At 68.7% G+C, this 17948-nt stretch carries 12 protein-coding genes; 1 reads left to right on the top strand and 11 read right to left on the bottom strand.

Annotated features, from left to right (window positions below):
• Positions 1-15 precede the first annotated feature (15 nt).
• Genes hslO through ASC37_RS02820 form a run of 4 tightly spaced genes read right to left on the bottom strand, consistent with a single transcriptional unit; the run spans position 16 to position 6823 of the window.
• Positions 16-891, bottom strand: a complete 876-nt coding sequence (hslO, locus tag ASC37_RS02835; RefSeq protein ID WP_055422925.1) for an Hsp33 family molecular chaperone HslO — start codon at positions 889-891, stop codon at positions 16-18.
• Between the two features lie 9 nt (positions 892-900).
• Complete coding sequence (locus ASC37_RS02830; RefSeq protein WP_055422924.1) at positions 901-3219, bottom strand: Tex family protein; 2319 nt, start codon at positions 3217-3219, stop codon at positions 901-903.
• A gap of 53 nt (positions 3220-3272) precedes the next feature.
• Positions 3273-4127 carry a D-hexose-6-phosphate mutarotase gene (locus ASC37_RS02825; RefSeq protein WP_055422923.1) on the bottom strand — a complete coding sequence of 285 codons (855 nt, stop codon included), beginning with the start codon at positions 4125-4127 and terminating at the stop codon, positions 3273-3275.
• 2 nt (positions 4128-4129) lie between these two features.
• Positions 4130-6823, bottom strand: coding sequence for a bifunctional acetate--CoA ligase family protein/GNAT family N-acetyltransferase (locus ASC37_RS02820; protein ID WP_055422922.1), 2694 nt, complete (start codon positions 6821-6823; stop codon positions 4130-4132).
• A 127-nt stretch (positions 6824-6950) separates the two neighbouring features.
• Here ASC37_RS02820 and ASC37_RS02815 point away from each other — a divergent pair, with 127 nt between their 5' ends.
• A complete protein-coding gene (locus tag ASC37_RS02815; protein ID WP_055422921.1) occupies positions 6951-8408 on the top strand; it encodes an NAD-dependent succinate-semialdehyde dehydrogenase in 1458 nt (485 codons plus the stop codon).
• A gap of 31 nt (positions 8409-8439) precedes the next feature.
• Here ASC37_RS02815 and ASC37_RS02810 read toward each other — a convergent pair whose 3' ends face one another.
• The 7 genes from ASC37_RS02810 to putA all read right to left on the bottom strand — a co-directional run bounded on the left by ASC37_RS02810 (position 8440) and on the right by putA (position 17931).
• Complete coding sequence (locus ASC37_RS02810) at positions 8440-9360, bottom strand: DMT family transporter (protein ID WP_055422920.1); 921 nt, start codon at positions 9358-9360, stop codon at positions 8440-8442.
• The gene (locus ASC37_RS02805; RefSeq protein WP_055422919.1) at positions 9357-10067 is read right to left on the bottom strand and encodes an ABC transporter ATP-binding protein; all 711 of its coding nucleotides are present in this window, start codon (positions 10065-10067) and stop codon (positions 9357-9359) included. Before ASC37_RS02805 ends, ASC37_RS02810 begins: the two co-directional genes overlap by 4 nt.
• Entirely contained in the window at positions 10060-10872 is an 813-nt protein-coding gene (locus tag ASC37_RS02800) for an ABC transporter ATP-binding protein (RefSeq protein WP_055422918.1), read from the bottom strand. Before ASC37_RS02800 ends, ASC37_RS02805 begins: the two co-directional genes overlap by 8 nt.
• Complete coding sequence (gene livM, locus ASC37_RS02795) at positions 10869-12155, bottom strand: high-affinity branched-chain amino acid ABC transporter permease LivM (protein WP_055422917.1); 1287 nt, start codon at positions 12153-12155, stop codon at positions 10869-10871. Before livM ends, ASC37_RS02800 begins: the two co-directional genes overlap by 4 nt.
• Entirely contained in the window at positions 12155-13069 is a 915-nt protein-coding gene (locus ASC37_RS02790; protein WP_055422916.1) for an ABC transporter permease subunit, read from the bottom strand. The genes livM and ASC37_RS02790 overlap by 1 nt, the downstream gene beginning before the upstream one ends.
• A 30-nt stretch (positions 13070-13099) precedes the next feature.
• On the bottom strand, positions 13100-14191 hold the full coding sequence (locus tag ASC37_RS02785) for a branched-chain amino acid ABC transporter substrate-binding protein (RefSeq protein WP_055422915.1): 1092 nt from the start codon (positions 14189-14191) through the stop codon (positions 13100-13102).
• Between the two features lie 101 nt (positions 14192-14292).
• Positions 14293-17931: a bifunctional proline dehydrogenase/L-glutamate gamma-semialdehyde dehydrogenase PutA gene (putA, locus tag ASC37_RS02780; RefSeq protein ID WP_055422914.1), complete on the bottom strand. Its 3639-nt coding sequence runs from the start codon at positions 17929-17931 to the stop codon at positions 14293-14295.
• Positions 17932-17948: the final 17 nt, after the last annotated feature.

Here is a 17948-nt window from a genome sequence, read left to right as displayed (position 1 = left end):
AAATGGCCTTTGCGGTCAGTGGCGGGTGGCGGGTGCGCTGCCGTCGTCCTCGGTGAAGATGCGGGGAAGATCGTCGCGGGTGAAGCGGTATTCGAGGCCGCCGAGCTCGTCGCGCACGACGATCTCTCCGTCGCGCGCGAGTTGCGCTTCGATCTCGTCCCGGCCGAGGAGCCGCAGCATCTGGATGACGGCGGCTTCGTTGGGCTTGACCTCGTGGGTGATGCCGAGCGCCGTGAAGAGGCGCACCGTCTCTTCGGGGAAGAGGCGGGAGAGGAGCTCGGGGGCGTCGAACGCGAGCAGTTCGGGCTCGGTGACGGTGTCGGCGAGGCGGGTGAGGCGGTTCCAGCCGTCGGGGTCTTTCTCGTCGGCGGAGGGGAGCTTTTGCAGCAGGAGCCCCGCGGCGGCGTGCGCGTCGGCGGCAAGCCACAGGCGCGCCGGTTGCTGCTCGGACTGGGCGAGGAAGGCTTCGAGCGTATCGCTCAGGGTTTGGCCACTCCAGGGAACGATGCTCACGTAGGGTTCCTTGGAGACGGGGAGGTCGAGCACCATCTGCAGCTGGGCTTCGCCCAGGAGCTCGCGCGCGCTGGCATCGGGCCGGGGTGCCCGCTCGCCCTCGTAGCGGGCGAAGGCGCGCAGGTTGCGCTCGGGGCTGAGGTCGACCACGAGCAGGCTCACGGGCCCTTCTCCCTGAGCCTGGAAGGTGACGCGGGTGGGATCCTTGAGCCGGGCGGCGATCATGGCGGCGAAAGCGGCGAGTTCGCCGAGCAGGCGCTGCACCGCGGGGGGATCGTTGCGGCGCGCGGCGATGCCTTGCCAGGATTGGACCAGGCGCACGTGGGCGCCGCGGATGTCGGCGTTGTCGATGAGGAAGGGCTGGACGGCGTCGTGCATGGGGGGACCTCAGCGCTCCAGGGCGCGGGCGAGCGCCTGGGCGAGTGCGCTCTCGGGGGCAGGGGATTCGCGCCGGCCGGGCTTGGCGGGTTTGGCCGCCTTGGCGGGGCGGCGTGCTTCCTTGGCGGCGGGTTCGGCGCGCGGCTGGGCCGTCGGGGCCGCTTCGGTACGTTCCTTTTTCAGCGACAGGGCGATGCGGCGCCGTTCGAGGTCGACTTCGAGCACGCGCACGCGCACGATCTGGCCCGGTTTGACGACTTCATGCGGATCGCGCACGAATCGGTCGGAGAGTTCGGAGACGTGGGCGAGGCCGTCCTGGTGGACACCGATGTCGATGAAGGCGCCGAAATTGGTGACGTTGGTGACCACGCCTTCGAGCCATTGGCCGGGGCGGAGGTCTTCGAGCGATTCGATCCCTTCGGCGAAGCGTGCGGTGCGAAATTCCGGCCGCGGGTCGCGCCCCGGCTTGACGAGCTCGGCGAGGATGTCGCGCACGGTGGGCAGCCCAAAGCGCTCGTCGGTGAATTCGGCCGGGTCGAGCGTTTCGATGAGGGCGCGCTGGCCGAGGACTTCGCGTACGTCCTTGCCGATGCGCTGGAGGATCCTGCGCACCACGGGGTAGGCTTCCGGGTGTACGGCCGAGGCGTCCAGCGGGTCGTCCCCTTCGGGGATGCGCAGGAACCCGGCGGCCTGCTCGAAGGTGCGCGGGCCGATGCGCGGGACTTCGCGCAGTTGCTCGCGCCGGCGAAAGCCGCCGTGGCGCTGGCGCCAGGCGACGATCTCTTCGGCGATGCTGCGGTTGAGCCCCGAGACGCGGGCGAGCAGCGCGGGGCTGGCGGTGTTGAGGTCGACGCCGACGGCGTTGACGCAATCCTCGACCACGGCGTCCAGCGTGCGCGACAGTTGCGTCGCGTCGAGGTCGTGCTGGTACTGGCCGATGCCGATCGACTTGGGATCGATCTTGACGAGTTCGGCGAGCGGATCCTGCAGGCGGCGGGCGATGGAGACGGCGCCGCGCAGGGAGACGTCGAGCTCGGGGAGTTCCTGCGCGGCGAGCTCGGAGGCGGAGTAGACCGAGGCGCCGGCTTCCGAGACGACCACTTTCTGCGCCCGCAGTTCGGGGTGGCGCGCGAGGCACTCGGCGACGAGGCGCTCGGTCTCGCGGCTGGCGGTGCCGTTGCCGATGGCGATGAGTTCGACGCCGTGCTGGGCGATGAGGGCGGCGAGCGCGGCGATGGTCGGCTCGTAGTGGCGTCGCGGCTCGAAGGGGTAGAGGGTGTCGGTGGCGATCACGCGGCCGGTGGCGTCGACCACGGCGACCTTGATGCCGGTGCGGATGCCCGGGTCGATGCCCATGGTCACGCGGGCGCCGGCCGGTGCGGCGAGCAGCAGCTCCTTGAGGTTGCGCCCGAAGACGCGGATTGCTTCCTCGCCGGCGCGCTCGCGCATGCGGTTGAGGGCATCGAGCTCGAGGTGGACCGAGAGCTTGGTCGCCCAGGCCCAGCGGGCGGTGTCGAGCCGCCAGCGGTCGGCGGGGCGCCCCTGGTCGGCCAGGCCGTAGCGGCGCGCCAGGACGGTGAGCGCCGGGTGGGGGCTGCCTTCTTCGTGCGGAACATCGACGCTGAGCCGCAGCACGCCTTCGTTGCGCCCGCGCAGCAGGGCGAGTGCCCGGTGCGAGGGGATGGCGGCGATCGGTTCGTGGTGGTCGAACCAGTCGCGGAACTTGGCGCCTTCCGATTCCTTGCCTTCGACGACGCGACTATGAACATGGGCCTCACGCTCGAAGAGGGCGCGCAGCTCGGCGAGCAGATCGGCGTCTTCGGCGTAGCGCTCGGCAAGGATCTGGCGCGCGCCTTCGAGCACGGCCTTGACGTCGGCAAAACCCGCCTCCGGGTTGAGGTAGGTGGCGGCGAGCGATTCCGGTTCGGCGAGCGGGTCGTTGGCGAGCGCGTCGGCGAGCGGCTCGAGCCCCGCCTCGCGGGCGATCATGGCTTTGGTGCGCCGCTTGGGGCGATAAGGGAGGTAGAGGTCTTCGAGCGCCTGTTTGGTGTCGGCGGCGCGCAGTTTTTCTTCGAGCTCGGCGCTGAGTTTGCCCTGTTCGGCGATGGAGGAAAGGATCGCTTCGCGGCGCGCTTCGAGCTCGCGCAGGTAGCCCAGGCGCTCTTCGAGCCGGCGCAATTGGGTGTCGTCGAGCCCGTCGGTGAGCTCTTTGCGGTAGCGGGCGATGAAGGGGACGGTGGCTCCGGCATCGAGCAGCGCCACGGCGGCCATCACCTGGCGCGGCGCGACGCCCAGTTCCTGGGCGATTCGGGTTTCGATCGTCGACATCGGCTATCGTCTTGGCGGGAAAAGGCGGATTGTGGCTGTCGGCGCGGCGGCGGTCAACGTTCGGGCAGCATGAGCGCCTGGCGTCCGGCCCATTCTTCGTCGGCTCGAAGCGACACGGGAACGCTCGCCTGCGCCGCTTCGATGCACACGAAATGGCGCCAGGCACCGGCAGGGAGGTCGGCTGGGCCGTGTTCGCCCGGGTTCCAGAGCACGGTCTCGCCGAAACCCGCCTGCGCGATCTCGGTGCGCAGGGTGGGCGTGGCAAGCGTGAGCACGCGCTCGCCGCCGCGATAGAGCCGATCGAGCGGCGGTTCCAGCCGTGTGACGTTTTCCGGCTCGGCGTGCCACCGGCTGGGATCGGCCGGATCAGTGTATTCGCTGCCCCCCAGCCCTTGCAGGGCGCTGCGCTCGATCTCGGGCACGGCAAGGTAGGTGTGCAGCGCCGCGGTGAATGCGAAAGGCGCAGTGCCGGTGTTGCGCACGGCGAGTTCCACGTCCAAGCGCCGCTCGGAGAGGAGCACGGTGACTTCGGCGAGGAAGTCGTGGGGGAAGGCGGTGCGCGCACCGGGTTCGAGTAGGGAAGGATCGAGCTGCAGGGTCACGAGCACGTAGTCTTCGCCCTGGCGCGTCTCGTCGATGCGCCAGGTGTGCGTGCGGGCGAAACCGTGGCGCGCTCCGGGGCCGAGGGTACCGAACTGGGGAAAGACGATGGGGATGCCGCCGCGAATGGGCTGTGCGCCGCCGAGGGCGGCGGATTCGCTGAGATAGAGGCGTTCCTGGCCGTCTTCGGGGATCCAGGAAAGCACCTGGGCACCAAACGGGGTGAGGGTGGCGCGGGCTTCGCCCAAATGGAGGGTGAGGGCCGGTAGTTCGCCGAGGCGGTGGGTATCGATGCGGGTGGCGGACATGTTCAGGAACCTTGCAGCGGCAGGATGCCTTTCTTGATGGTACGGTCTTCGGGATCGTCGGTGAGGGTAAAGCCGAGGCTTTGCACGAAGCGCAGCATGCGCTCGTTGTTGGCGAGGAAAATCCCGGTCATGTATTTCAGGCCGCGGGCGCGCGCCGTCTCGATGAGCACCTGCATGAGGCGGCGCGCCAGGCCCCGGCCTTGCCATTCGTCGTCGACGACGATGGCGAACTCGCAGGATTCGCCGTCCGGGTTGACGGCGTAGCGGGCTACGCCCAGCTCGATCTCTTGGCCGTTTTGGTCTTTGGTGACGGCGATGAAGGCCATTTCGCGGTCGTAGTCGATTTGGGTGAGCCGCGCGAGCATGGGCGGAGGCAGCTCGTTGAGGGTGGTCATGAAGCGGAAGTACTTGGTCTCGGGCGAGAGGCGGCGCACGAACTCGGCCTCGAGCTCGGCGTCTTCGGGGCGGATGGGGCGGATGGTGATCTCGGTGCCGTCGCCCAGGGTCCAGGTCTGGATGAGGTGGGAAGGGTAAGGGTGGATCGCCATGTGGTCGTAGCGATCCGCCGACGGGTTGACCGGCTGGATGGTGATCTTGGCATCCAGCGCGATGGCATCCTGGCTATCGACCACCAGCGGATTGATGCTGAGATAGTCGATCCAGGGAAGTTCGCACACCATCTCGGAGACGCGCAGCAGCACCTGTTCGAGCTTGTCGAAGGCGATGGCCGGCATGTTCCGGTATTCTTGCAGCATGGGGTAGACGCGGCTGTTGCGCACGAGATCCTGGGCGAGGAAGCCGTTCAAGGGCGGCAAGGCCACGCTCATGTCCTCTTCCATGCCCACGCGCTTGCCCCCTTCTCCGAAGAGGATCACCGGGCCGAAGACGGGGTCGCGGCGCACGCGGATGGCCAGTTCCCGTCCGTGGCGCTTGATGACCATGGGTTCGATGGCCACGCCGTTGATCACTGCATCGGGCACGTTCTTCTTGACTTCGGCGATGATCTCCTGATAGGCGGTGCGCACCGCGGCCAGGGAGCCGAGGTTCAGGCGCACGCCGCCCGAGTCGGCCTTGTCGATCACCGAGGGGGAATCGATCTTCATCGCCACGGGCAAGCCCAGCTCCTCGGCGAGCACCATGGCTTCGGTGACGCTGCGCGCGACCACCGTCTGGGCGATGGGGATGTGGAAGGCGGCGAGAATGGCCTTGGATTCCATTTCGTTGAGGCGATTGCGCCGCTCGGAGAGCGCCGTCTCGATGACGAGCTGGGCGTTTTCCACCCGCGGCGGTTCGTGGTGCGACAGGGGGGCCGGCGTCTGGGCGAGGAGCTTCTGGTTGCGGTAGTAGGAAGAGACGTGCGAGAAGAGCTCGACCGCGGGCTCGGGCGCCTCGAACGTGGGGATGCCGGCGGCGATGAATTTCTGCCGCGCCTCTTCGACGAGCTCCTGCCCCAGCCAGCAGGTGACGACGGGCTTTTCGGCGTGTTTTTCTTCCTCGATGATGGCTTCGGCCACGGCGGTGGGGTCGGTCATGGCCTGCGGCGTGAGGATGACGAGCACCCCGTCGACTTCGGGCGATTCGAGCACGATCTGGAAGGTCTTGCGGTAGCGCTCGGCGTCAGCATCGCCCAGGATGTCGAGGGGGTTGCCGTGCGACCAGGATTCGGGCAGGAAGGCGCTGAGCCGCCCGAGGGTGTCGTCGCTGAGTTCGGCCAGAGGGATTTTGAGGTCGGCCGCACGGTCGGCCGCCATCGCCCCTAGTCCGCCGCCGTTGGTGATGATGGCCAGCCGATTGCCGCGTGGGCGTAGGCGGGCGAAGAGCGCCGTGGCGGCGGCGTAGAGCTGGCTGATGTTGTAGATGCGGATGACGCCCGAGCGGCGCAGCGCGGCGTCGAACACGGCGTCGTTACCCGGCTGGTTACCGCTGTGCACGAGGATGGCGCGCATCACTTCCGGTCGACGCCCGGCCTTGAGCACCAGGACGGGTTTGACCCGGGCGGCGGCGCGCAGCGCGCTCATGAAGCGGCGCGCGTTGCGGATGCCCTCGATGTAGAGGATGATGGATTCGGTGCGGTGGTCGGTGGCAAGGAAGTCGAGCACGTCACCGAAGTCGATGTCGGCCGACACGCCCAGCGAGACGACGGCGGAAAAACCCACGCCGTTGGGCTTGGCCCAGTCGAGCACGGCGGCGCACAGCGCGCCCGATTGCGACACGAGCCCGATGGAGCCCTTGATGGCGGAGGCGTGGGCGAAGGTGGCGTTGAGCCCGATGCTGGGGCGCACGAGCCCGAGGCAGTTGGGCCCGAGCACGCGCATCTTGTAGCGCCGGGCGATCTCGATGATCTGGCGCTCGAGATAGCTGCCGCGTGGGCCGGATTCGGAGAAACCGGAGCTGAGCACGACGATGGCCTTGACTCCGGCGCGGCCGCAGGCCTCGACGATGCCGGGGGCCCGTTCGGGCCGGGTGCAGATGACCGCCAGGTCGAGCCGGTGCGGCACGTCTTCGACCGACTTGTAGCAGGGCAGGTCGAAGAGCGTTTCGTGGTTGGGGTTGATCAGGAAGAGCCGCCCATGGAAGCCGGCCTCCAGCATGTTGCGGGTGACGGTCTGCCCGAGCGAACCCGGGCGGTCGGAGGCGCCGATGATGCCGACGGAACGCGGTTCGAGCAGCGGCTGGAGATAATGGGTCTCTTTCATGACGTCGGGCCCCGAGCGATGAGGCCATAAGTTTATCGCACCCCAGCGCAGCGCGGGCATGGTGCGCGGCGCTCGGGGGTAGAATCGTCGGGCGGCTGTGCGCGCGATGAGAGGAAAGGAGCGAAGGATGTCGCTGGAGGCGGTGCGGGCAAAGGGTTTGCTGGTCGATCGGGCCTGGATCGGAGGGCAATGGTGCGAGGCCGATTCGGGAAGGCGCTTCCCCGTCTTCGATCCGGCAAGCGGCGATCGCCTGGCCGAAGTGCCGGACATGGGAGAGGCCGAGACCCGGCGGGCGATCGCGGCGGCTGCGGCGGCGTTCGATTCCTGGCGCCGGAGCCTGCCTCAGGAGCGGGCGGTGGTGCTGTCGCGCTGGGCGGCTCTGATGCGCTCTTCGCTCGAGGAGCTCGCCACGCTGGTGATGCACGAGCAGGGGAAACCGCTCGCGCAGGCGCGCGGCGAAGTGGCGCACGCGGCGGCTTTCGTCGAGTGGTTCGCCGAAGAAGGGAAGCGCATCTACGGCGAGATCATGCCGACCAATCGGGCCGACCGGCGTTTCCTCGTGCTGCGTCAGCCGGTGGGCGTGTGCGCGGCGATCACGCCGTGGAATTTTCCTGCCTCGATGATCACGCGCAAGGTGGCGCCGGCGCTGGCGGTGGGCTGCACCGTGGTGGTGAAGCCGGCCGAGCAGACGCCGCTCACGGCCCTGGCGCTCGCGCGGCTCGCCGAGCAGGCGGGCATGCCGCCCGGGGTGCTCGATGTCGTCACCGGCGCCGATCCAGCGCCGATCGGCCTGGCGCTCACGTCCGATCCTCGCGTGCGCAAGATTTCTTTCACCGGCTCGACCGAGGTCGGGCGGCTGCTGATGGCGCAAAGCGCTGCCACGCTCAAGCGCCTGTCGCTGGAGCTGGGAGGGGACGCTCCCTTTCTCGTGTTCGACGACGCGGATGTGGAGGCCGCGGTGCAGGGGGCGATCGCCTCGAAATACCGCAATTCGGGGCAGACCTGCGTGTGCGCCAACCGCATCCTGGTGCAGGCGGGGATCTACGAAGCGTTCGTGCGCCGCTACGTCGAGGAGGTAGAGAAGCTCGCCGTCGGGCCGGGATGGCAGCCGGGGGTGACGGTGGGGCCGCTCATCGACGAGGCGGCGCTCGACAAGGTGGAGGCTTTGGTGGCCGACGCGCGCGAAAAAGGGGCGCGGCTCTTGTGCGGCGGTCGGCGCGCGCAGGGGCTTTTTTACACGCCGACGGCGCTCGAGGGGATCACGCCCGACATGCGCATCGCGCACGAGGAGATCTTCGGGCCGGTGGCGCCGCTCTACCGCTTCGAGACGGAGGAAGAAGGCATCGCCTTGGCGAACGCCAGCGACTACGGTCTGGCGGGGTATCTGTACGCGCGCGACGTGGGTCGCATCCTGCGCGTGGCCGAGGCGCTCGAAGTCGGCGTGGTCGGCGTCAACACGGGGTCGACTTCGAACGAGGCGGCGCCTTTCGGCGGCATCAAGCAGTCCGGCTTTGGGCGCGAGGGCTCGAAGTACGGCGTGGAAGAGTATCTCGAGCTGAAGTCGGTGTGCCTGGCGGGGCTGTAGGGAGGCGCGAAGGGTCGCTGGCGCGGCGAATTCACCCTTGCTGGGCGGCGAGCGCCCGGGCGGCGGTGCGCTGGTTCTCGCCCAGCGCCGCCAGGCCGATGCCCAGGAGCAGCAGCACGAAACCGAGCGCCTGCAGGCCGCCGAGCCGCTCGCCGAACACGAGCCAGGCGAGCAGGCTGCTGCCCACCGGCTCGCCCAGGGTGACGATGGCCACAAAAGCGGCCGAGACGTGGCGCAGCGACCAGTTGTAGGCCGTGTGCCCCACCACCTGCGGCAAGAGGGCGAGCAGCAGCAATGCCTGCCAGCCTGCAGAAGACCACCCCGAAAGCGGCGTGCCGCTGAGCAGGCAGGCGAGCATGAGGAGCGCCGCGGCGCTGGTGTAGACGCTGAAGACGTAGGCCGGCAGCGTGAGCCGAGCCCGCAGCCGGTGGCCCACAAGCAGATAGGCCGAGAAACACCAGGCGCCGGCGAGCGCGAGGAAGTTGCCCCAGAGGGAATCGGCGCCGCCCGTGTGCCGGTCGCTCCAGAAGATGGCTAGGCTGCCGGCGAGTGCGAGCGCCATGCCGGAAAGCAGCGTGCGGTTGAAGCGCTCGCGCAGGAAGAGGAAGCCGACGAGGGCGATCCAGATGGGGTTGGTGGTGACCAGCACCGTGCTCGAGGCGACCGAGGTGAGGGCGAGCGAGCGGATCCACAGCGCGAAGTGCAGGGCGAGGAAGGCGCCGGCGAGTAGCGCCAGACCCAGCTGCCGCAGGGTCATGGCGCGCAGCGAGGCCCGGTCGAAGAGCAGGGCCGCGGGTGCCACGGCGAGCGCGGCGAAGGTAAGGCGCCATGCGGCCACGGCGAGCGATTCCACCCCCTCGCCCTGGGCGATGCGCGCGCAGATCGCCCCGGCGGCGATCGACAGCATTCCGCCCACGGCAACGAGATAGGCGAGTGCCCGGTGTTCTTTCATGAGGCGGCGTCGAGGTAGGCGGCGCGCACCTGGGGGTCGGTGAGCAGTGCCGCGCCGCTGCCCTCGAGCACGATGCGCCCGTTTTGCAGGACGTAGCCGCGGTGCGCGATTTTCAACGCCTGCCGGGCATTTTGTTCTACCAGCAGGATGGTGAGTCCGTGTTCGCGGTTGAGCGCGACGATGGTGCGAAAAATGGTGCGGATGACGAGCGGCGCGAGCCCAAGGGAGGGTTCGTCGAGCAGCAGCAGGCGCGGTTCGCTCATCAGCGCCCGGCCGATGGCCAGCATCTGCTGTTCGCCCCCGGAAAGGGTACCGGCACGCTGGGTGCGGCGCGTTTCGAGCACGGGAAAGAGCGAGAAGACCCGCCGCAGGTTTTCTTCGACGTGCGCTCCCTCGAGCGGCGTCGCGCCCAGCAGCAGATTCTCGTAGACGCTCATCTTGGCGAAGACGCGCCGCCCCTCGGGAACGAGCGCAATGCCGCGACGCGCGATCCGGTGCGGCGGCAGCGCCGTGATGTCCTCGCCCTCGAGCAGGATGCGGCCGCTGCTCGCGCGCGGCGTGCCGAAGAGGGTCGTCATCAGGGTGGATTTGCCGGCGCCGTTCGCGCCGATGAGCGTGACGATCTCGCCGGCGCGCACCACCAGATCGACTTCCACGAGCGCCTGGATGGGGCCGTAGTGGGCGCTGACGCGCTGCAGTTCAAGCATCGGCGGCCTCTTCGTCCTCTTCGCCCAGATAGGCGCGGATCACTTCGGGGTCGCGGCGCATTGCCTCGGGCGGCCCTTCGGCGATCTTGCGCCCGAAGTTCATCACCACCACGTGGTCGGACACGTTCATCACCACGCTCATGTCGTGCTCGATGAAGAGCAGCGTCAGGCCGTGTTCGTCGCGCAGCGCCGTGAGGAGTACGTTGAGCTCGGCCGATTCGCGCGGATTGAGTCCGGCGGCCGGTTCGTCCAGGCACAACAGGCGCGGGCGGGCGCACAGGGCGCGGGCGATTTCCACGCGGCGCTGGGTGCCGTAGGGCAAGGCACCCGCCGGTGTATCGGCAACGGCGGTGAGCCCCAGCTCGGCGAGCCAGCGCCGGGCGAATTCGAGCGCCTCGCGTTCGGCGCGCCGATAACCCGGCGTGTGCAGCAGGCCGGCCAGGGCGAAACGCGACGCCTGTGCGAGCGCATGATGCTGGGCTACGAGCAAATTTTCCAGCACCGTCATGCCGCCGAAGAGGCGGATGTTCTGGAACGTGCGCACGATGCGCGCCTCGCGCGCGATGCGGTGGCCCTTGAGACGGGTGAGATCGCGCTCGCTACCGTCGTCCTCGTGCAACAGGATGCGGCCGGCGCTGGGGCGATAGAAGCCCGTGATGCAGTTGAAGAGCGTGGTCTTGCCCGCGCCGTTGGGGCCGATGATGGCGGTGATCGCTCCCCGCGGCACTTCGAGCGAGAGTCCGTCGATGGCGGTGATGCCGCCAAAGCGCATCACGAGGCGATCCACCGTGAGGAGCGGTGTCATGGTGCGGCGCTCCGCTCGGGATTCAGCCGCACGGTGGGTTCGCGCCGCGCGAGCAGCCCCGTGGGTTTGACCGCCATGATGGTGACCATGGCCGCGCCGAAGACGAGCATGCGATAGTCGGCGAACTGGCGGCCCACTTCCGGCAGCACGACCAGCACCGCCGCGGCGAGCACCACGCCGAGCTGCGATCCCATGCCGCCCAGCACGACGATGGCGAGGATCGTGGCCGATTCGGCGAAAGTGAAACTCTCCGGCGAGATGAACCCCTGCCGGGCGGCGAAGAACACGCCGGCAAAGCCCGCGAGCATCGCCCCGGTGGCGAAGGCCGAGAGTTTGACGGTGGTGGTGTTGAGTCCCAGGGCCTTGCAGGCGATCTCGTCTTCGCGCAGCGCTTCCCATGCCCGCCCCGTAGGCAGCACGCGCAGGCGGCTGATGAGGGCGTGCGTGAGCAGCGCCAGCACCACGATGAGATAGTAGAGAAAAATGAAGCGGTGCATGGGCGAGAATTCCAGCCCAAAGAATTCATGGAAGGTTCGCCCCTCGGCGCTGCGCGCGAACGCCAAGCCGAAGAAACTCGGGCGGGGAATGCCGCCGATGCCGTTGGGTCCGCCGGAAAACGAGGTCCAGTTGAGGAGCACGATGCGGATGATCTCGCCGAAACCCAGGGTGACGATGGCGAGGTAGTCGCCGCGAAGCCGCAGCACCGGATAGCCGAGCAGGATGCCGAAGAGCGCCGCCAGGGCGCCCGCCGCCGGCAGCGCCTCCCAGAAGCTCCAGCCGAACTGGGTCGATAGCAGCGCATAGGTGTAGGCACCCACGGCGTAGAACGCGACGTAGCCCAGATCGAGCAGCCCGGCGAGACCCACCACCACGTTGAGCCCCCAGCCGAGCATCACGTAGATGCCCAGCGTCGTGGCCGTGTCGATCACATAGCGGTTGTCGGCGAAGAAGACCGGCAGCAGGAGCGCCGCCGCCAGCAGGCTCGTGCCGGCGGCACGGCGCAGCACGGCGTCCCCGCTCGAGAAGACGGCGCGCTTGCGGGCCGGTCTGCGGCTGCGCCAGGCATCAAGCGCCGCCCGCAGCAACAGCCGCCCAAAGAAGAGCGCCGCGAGCGTCGCCCCCCACGCCCCCCAGCGGGTGCGCACGGTGAGCGCACCTCCCTCTTCGACGGTGACGAGCCCGATGAAAGGCAAGGCGAGCAGCCCGCCGAGTACCGTGACGGCGAGCGCGTCGCGCAGGCGCAGGGCAAGCGGCGAAGACGCAGAGATCACGGCGGCGGTCATCACACTTTCTCCACGTCGGGTTTGCCCAGCAGCCCCGTGGGACGAAAGAGCAGCACCAGCACGAGGATGGAGAAGGTGGCTACGTCTTTGTACTCCGGCGAGAGGTAGGCCGACCAGAACGCCTCGACGAGGCCGATGAGGAGGCCGCCCAGCATGGCGCCGGGAATGGAGCCGATGCCGCCGAGCACTGCGGCGGTGAAGGCCTTGATGCCGGCGATGAAGCCGATAGAGAAGTCGATCACGCCGTACTGCAGCACCGCCATCATTCCCGCTACGGCCGCCAGCGCCGCACCGAGGATGAAGGTGAGCGAAATGGTGCGATCGACGTCGATGCCCAGCAAGGCGGCCATTTTGGGATCCTGCTCACAGGCGCGCTGCTGGCGGCCGAAGGAGGTGCGTGTGATCATCCAGGCAAACCCGGCCATGACGATCAGCGTGACGACGACCACGGTGAGCTGTGCCCAGCCGAAGGTGACGCGGAAGTCGTCGGCCGACCACAGCGTCACCCCTCCCTGCCACAGCGGCGGCACGGCCTTGATGCGCGCGCCCTGCGTGAGCTGGACGTAGTTCTGCAGGAAGATGGACATGCCGATGGCCGAAATCAGCGGAGCGAGGCGCGGCGCCCCGCGCAGCGGCCGGTAGCCGATGCGCTCGACCGCCCATCCGTAGAGGGCGGTGAAAGCGACCGACACGAAGAGCATGGCGAGCAGCACGAGCGGCGTCGGCCCGATCCCCAACGCGGTGCACAGCACGTAGGTGAGCACCGAGAGGAAGGCGCCGATCATGTAGATCTCGCCATGGGCGAAGTTGATCATGCCGATGATGCCATACACCATCGTGTAACCGATGGCGATGAGGCCGTACATCGCCCCCAGGGTCAGCCCGTTGATGAGCTGTTGCAGCGCGTAGCCCAAAAGCGTCTCTCCCTCGTGCGTCCGCCTACCTTACTCGGCGTAGTCGTAGCGCCCGCCGGTCCACTTGTAGATGGCGAAGGCCGGTTTCTTCAGGTCGCCTTTCTCGTCGAATTCGAGCGTGCCGATGGCCGTGTCGAATTTCCCTTTGCGCAGTACCGGCTCGAGCTTGGTGCGCTCGACCCCGCCGGCCTGCGTCACGGCCTGCTCGAAGAGCTGCAGGGCGGCGTAGGCATAGAGCACGTACCCCTCGGGTTCGATCTTGGCGGCGCGGAAGCGCTCGACGATGGGCGCGGCTTGCGGATTCTTGCGCGGATCGGGCGTGAAAGTGAAGTAGACGCGATCGGCGAGTTTGCCGGCGGCGGTGACGAGTTCGGAGTTGGTCATGGTATCTCCGCCCACGACGACGAGCGGCAGTCCCACCTGATCGGCCTGGCGCAGCAGCAGCGCGACCTCGGTGTGGTAGCCGCCGTAGGCGAGCACGTCGACGCCGGCGTTCTTGAGCCGCGTGACGATGCCGGAATAGTCTTTCTCGCCGGCGGTGATGGATTCGCGCAGCACCGGCTCCTTGCCGGCGGCTTTCATCGCCTTGGCGATCTCGTCGGCGAGCCCCTTGCCGTAGGCGCTCTTGTCGTCGAGCACGGCGACTTTCTTGTCCTTGAATTTGCTGGCGATCCGTTGCCCGATCACCGAGCCTTGCTGGTCATCTCGCCCCATGATGCGGAAGAGGTTCTTCAGGCCGCGTTCGGTTACCTGAGGGTTGGTCGACACGGTGGCCATGAGGATGTCGGCATCGTTGTAGATGTCGGAGGCCGGGATGGTGGAGCTGGAGCACCAGTGGCCATGCACGAACTGCACTTTCTTGTTGACGAGGGCGTTGGCCACGGCCACGGCCTGTTTCGGGTCGCAGGCATCGTCGCCGTATTCGAGTTTGATCTTCTGCCCCAGCACGCCGCCTTTGGCGTTGATGTCGGCGGCGGCCGCTTCCGCCCCTTTCTTGATCTGGTCGCCGGCGGAGGCGTATTGGCCGGTGAAGGGGCCGGCCACGCCCACCAGCCAGTCGGCATGGGCAAGGAGCGGTGCGGCAAGGCCGGCGGCGAGGGCGAGGGTGCGCAGCGGAGTCATCGGAGTCTCCTTTCTCGGTGTGGGTAAGAACGGCGCTCGGAGGGGGTGCGGCGCGAAGGATAGCGTGCGCCGCGCTGCCTGCCTATTGGGGTTTTCCCGCCTCAATCCTCCAGCGTCATGAGGCTCGCGTTGCCGCCCACCGCGGCCGTGTTGATGCTGAGGCTGCGCTCATGGATCAGCCGCTCGGGGCGGTAGGGCGGAGTGAGCAGCGGCACGATCGGCCCGGGACGCTCGGCAAGCCGCCTGCGCCACAGGGCGGCGAGCGCGGCTTCCCCCTCGAAGAGCAGCAAATCGATGGGTTCGGCGAGCAGGTCTTCGCTCAGGCGGCAGCGGGCTTGCAGGGAAGCCGGCAGGTCGTGCCGGATGCGCTCGGTCTGCGGGTTTGCGGGCAGCACGAGCGGGGCGCCGTTGGCGAACGCCGTCACGATCTGGCCGGCGTAGCCCTCGGGCGTGGTGGCGAAGCCGCCGATGAGATGGCGCGGCAGGAAGCGCAGGCGATTCTCCTCTCCCGTTGGACCGGGCAAGAGCAATTCCTTGCCGACGAGCGAGCGTCCGCGCCAGGCTTCCAGCGTTTCGAGGAGCCGCTGCCTCGTTTCGGTGCCGAAGAGCGCTTCGCCACGGGCTTCCAGCCAGTCGCGCAGCGGGCCCAAGTCTGGAGGTTCGTGCAGGAGCCGGGCCTGGGGAAAGCGCGGCTCCGGGGCGCGCGCGAGCAGCCGCAGCAGGTAGAGCGGCCCGCCGGCCTTGGGGCCGGTGCCCGAGAGCCCCTCGCCGCCGAAAGGCTGCACGCCCACCACCGCGCCGATGATGGTGCGATTGACGTAGAGGTTGCCGACGTGGGCGCGCCGGGCGACGAATTCCACGGTGCCGTCGATGCGGCTGTGGATGCCCATCGTCAACCCATAGCCCGTGGCGGAGATCTCGTCGAGCAGGGCGTCGAGTGCTTCGGCGCGAAAGCGCTTCACGTGCAGGATGGGGCCGAAGCGCTCGCCGCCGATCGCTTCGATGCGGTCGATTTCGATCACCGTGGGGGCGACGAAGGTGCCGGCAGCGCAGGCGGACGGCGGCTCCAGCCTGTGCACGCGGTAGCCGGCGCGGGCCATGCGCTCGACGTGCGCTTCGAGCGCGGCGCGGGCTTCGTCGTCGATCACCGGCCCGACGTCGGTACGCAGGTCCCGCGGGTCGCCCAAGCGCAGCTCGCGCAGAGCCCCGAGCAGCATGGTCAGGGTCTTGTCGGCGATTTCTTCCTGCAGGCAGAGCACGCGCAGCGCCGAGCAGCGCTGCCCGGCCGAGTCGAAAGCGGAGGTGATCGCGTCGGCCACTACCTGCTCGGTGAGCGCGCTCGAGTCGACGATCATCGCATTGAGCCCGCCGGTCTCGGCGATCAGCGGCACTTCTTCCTCGCGTGCGGCGAGCGTGCGCTGGATGGCACGCGCCACGGCGGTGGAACCGGTAAACATCACGCCGCGGATGCGCGGGTCGGCCACCAGGCGCGCGCCCACCGTCTCGCCGCGCCCGGGCAGCAGCTGCAGCGCTTCGCCGGGGATGCCCGCTTCGTGCAGCAGCCGCACGGCCTCGAAGGCGGTGAGCGGCGTCTGCTCGGCGGGTTTGGCGAGCACGGCGTTGCCCGCCGCGAGCGCCGCGGCGATCTGGCCGACGAAGATCGACAAGGGGAAGTTCCAGGGGCTGATGCACACCACCGGGCCCAAGGGGCGCAGGTTCGGCTCTTCGTCGGCAAGGCTGCGGATCTCGGCGGCGTAGTAGCGGCAGAAGTCGACCGCCTCGCGGATTTCGCCCACGGCGTCGGCCCAGGTCTTGCCGGCTTCACGCACGATGAGCGCCAAGAGCGCGTCGGTGTGGGCTTCGAGCGTATCGGCCGCCGCCTCGAGCCGGCGGGCGCGCTCTGGTGGCGGGGTTTCGCCCCAGCGGGCCCGGGCGGCGATCTCGAGAGCCGCCTCGATCGCCGGTTCGTCGGCTTCGATCGCCTTGCCAAGCAGGTCGGACCTGTCGGCCGGATTGCGGCAGGGCAGCTCGAGGGCTCCTTGGCGCACGGTTCCCCCCACGAGCGGAGCGGCCGTGCGCCGGATCGTGTCCTCGGCGGCGATGCGGGCCGCGAGCCGGCGCTGGGTGGGACGATCGGCGAGGTCCAGCCCCAGCGAATTGCGCCGCAGCGGCGCAAAGAGTTCGGGCGGCACGGGGATGTTGGGGTGCGGCGCGCCGCCGAGCGTCCGGGCGCGTGCCACCGGGTCGGCGAGCAGCGTTTCCAGCGGCACGTCGGCGGCGATGCGGTTGACGAAACTCGTGTTGGCGCCGTTTTCCAGCAGGCGGCGCACGAGATAGGGCAGCAGCGTCTCGTGGCTGCCCACCGGGGCGTAGATGCGTACCTGGCGGTGGCGTTCGGGGTGCCCGACGAGCGATTCGTAGAGCGGCTCGCCCATGCCGTGCAGGCATTGGAATTCGTACTCGCCGGGCTGCCAGCGCTCGCCGGCCAGATGGAAGATCGCCGCGAGCGTGTGTGCGTTGTGCGTGGCGAATTGGGGGTAGACCACGTCGCGCGCGGCGAGCAGCCGCTTCGCGCAGGCGAGATAGGAGACGTCGGTATAGACCTTGCGCGTATAGACGGGGTAGCCGGTGAGCCCATCGACCTGGGCGCGCTTGATCTCGCTGTCCCAGTAGGCCCCCTTGACGAGACGAATCATCAGCCGGCGCTCGCGTGCCCGAGCCCGAGCCACCAGCCAGTCGATGACGAAAGGGGCGCGTTTCTGGTATGCCTGCACGACGAATCCGAGCCCGTCCCAGCCGGCGAGCTCGGGGTCGGCGAGCGCCGCATCGAGCAGGTCGAGCGAGAGCTCGAGCCGGTCGGCTTCCTCGGCGTCGATGTTCAGACCGATGTCGTAGCGCTTGGCGAGCCGGCACAGCTGCAGCAGGCGCGGCAGCAGCTCGGCGAGCACGCGGTCGGGCTGGGACCAGTGATAGCGCGGATGCAGGGCGCTCAGTTTCACCGAGATGCCGTTGCCGTCGATCACGCCGCGCCCGGCGTCGCGCCGGCCGATGGCGTGGATGGCGTGCTCGTAATCGGCCAGATAACGCGCGGCGTCTTCGGCCGTCATCGCCGCTTCGCCCAGCATGTCGAAGGAGTAACGGAACCCTTTCTGCTCGAGCGGCCGCACGCGATCGAGCGCTTCCTTGATCGTGCGGCCGGTGACGAAGGTTTCACCCAGCAGGCGCATGGCCACGTCCAGCCCCTTGCGCACCAGCGGCTCGCCGCCGCGCGCGAGCAGGCGCGTGAGGGCGGAGGAAAGCGCCTTTTCCTCGGCAAGGGAAACGAGCTTGCCGGTGACGACCAAGCCCCAGGCGGCGGCATTGACGAAGATCGAGCGGCTGCGGCCCAGATGCTCGCGCCATTGGCCGCGCGCGAGCTTGTCGCGGATGAGGGCATCGCGCGTGGCGGCGTCCGGGATACGCAGCAGCGCCTCGGCCAGGCACATGAGCGCCACGCCTTCGCGGCTCGAGAGGCTGAATTCGGCCATCAGTGCGGCCACCCCGCCCTGCTTGCGCTGACGCTCGCGCAGGGCCTGGGCGAGTTCGGCAGCCAAACCTTCGATGTGCGGCAAGAGATCAGGCGGCCAAGCGGCCTCTTCGACACGGGTCGGTACACAATCTGGTTCCGGCGGCCGGGTGGCGAGCGCGATGAGGTCGCGCCGGGGGTCCGCAGGCGCTGCGGAGGCGGGAGTGAAGCTCATGGCGTCTCCCAAGAGAG

Source organism: Tepidiphilus thermophilus, assembly GCF_001418245.1.
GTDB lineage: Bacteria > Pseudomonadota > Gammaproteobacteria > Burkholderiales > Rhodocyclaceae > Tepidiphilus > Tepidiphilus succinatimandens.
Note: the sequence above shows the minus strand (reverse complement) of the source record. Positions and strands in the feature narration are given on the sequence as shown.

Excerpts from the sequence above, each read along its gene's own strand:
- putA (WP_055422914.1), bottom strand. The coding sequence starts at position 17,931 with ATGAGCTTCACTCCCGCCTCCGCAGCGCCTGCGGACCCCCGGCGCGAC.
- ASC37_RS02815 (WP_055422921.1), top strand. The coding sequence starts at position 6,951 with ATGTCGCTGGAGGCGGTGCGGGCAAAGGGTTTGCTGGTCGATCGGGCC.
- ASC37_RS02785 (WP_055422915.1), bottom strand. The coding sequence starts at position 14,191 with ATGACTCCGCTGCGCACCCTCGCCCTCGCCGCCGGCCTTGCCGCACCG.
- ASC37_RS02810 (WP_055422920.1), bottom strand. The coding sequence starts at position 9,360 with ATGAAAGAACACCGGGCACTCGCCTATCTCGTTGCCGTGGGCGGAATG.
- livM (WP_055422917.1), bottom strand. The coding sequence starts at position 12,155 with ATGACCGCCGCCGTGATCTCTGCGTCTTCGCCGCTTGCCCTGCGCCTG.
- ASC37_RS02830 (WP_055422924.1), bottom strand. The coding sequence starts at position 3,219 with ATGTCGACGATCGAAACCCGAATCGCCCAGGAACTGGGCGTCGCGCCG.
- ASC37_RS02820 (WP_055422922.1), bottom strand. The coding sequence starts at position 6,823 with ATGAAAGAGACCCATTATCTCCAGCCGCTGCTCGAACCGCGTTCCGTC.
- ASC37_RS02800 (WP_055422918.1), bottom strand. The coding sequence starts at position 10,872 with ATGACACCGCTCCTCACGGTGGATCGCCTCGTGATGCGCTTTGGCGGC.
- hslO (WP_055422925.1), bottom strand. The coding sequence starts at position 891 with ATGCACGACGCCGTCCAGCCCTTCCTCATCGACAACGCCGACATCCGC.
- ASC37_RS02805 (WP_055422919.1), bottom strand. The coding sequence starts at position 10,067 with ATGCTTGAACTGCAGCGCGTCAGCGCCCACTACGGCCCCATCCAGGCG.
- ASC37_RS02825 (WP_055422923.1), bottom strand. The coding sequence starts at position 4,127 with ATGTCCGCCACCCGCATCGATACCCACCGCCTCGGCGAACTACCGGCC.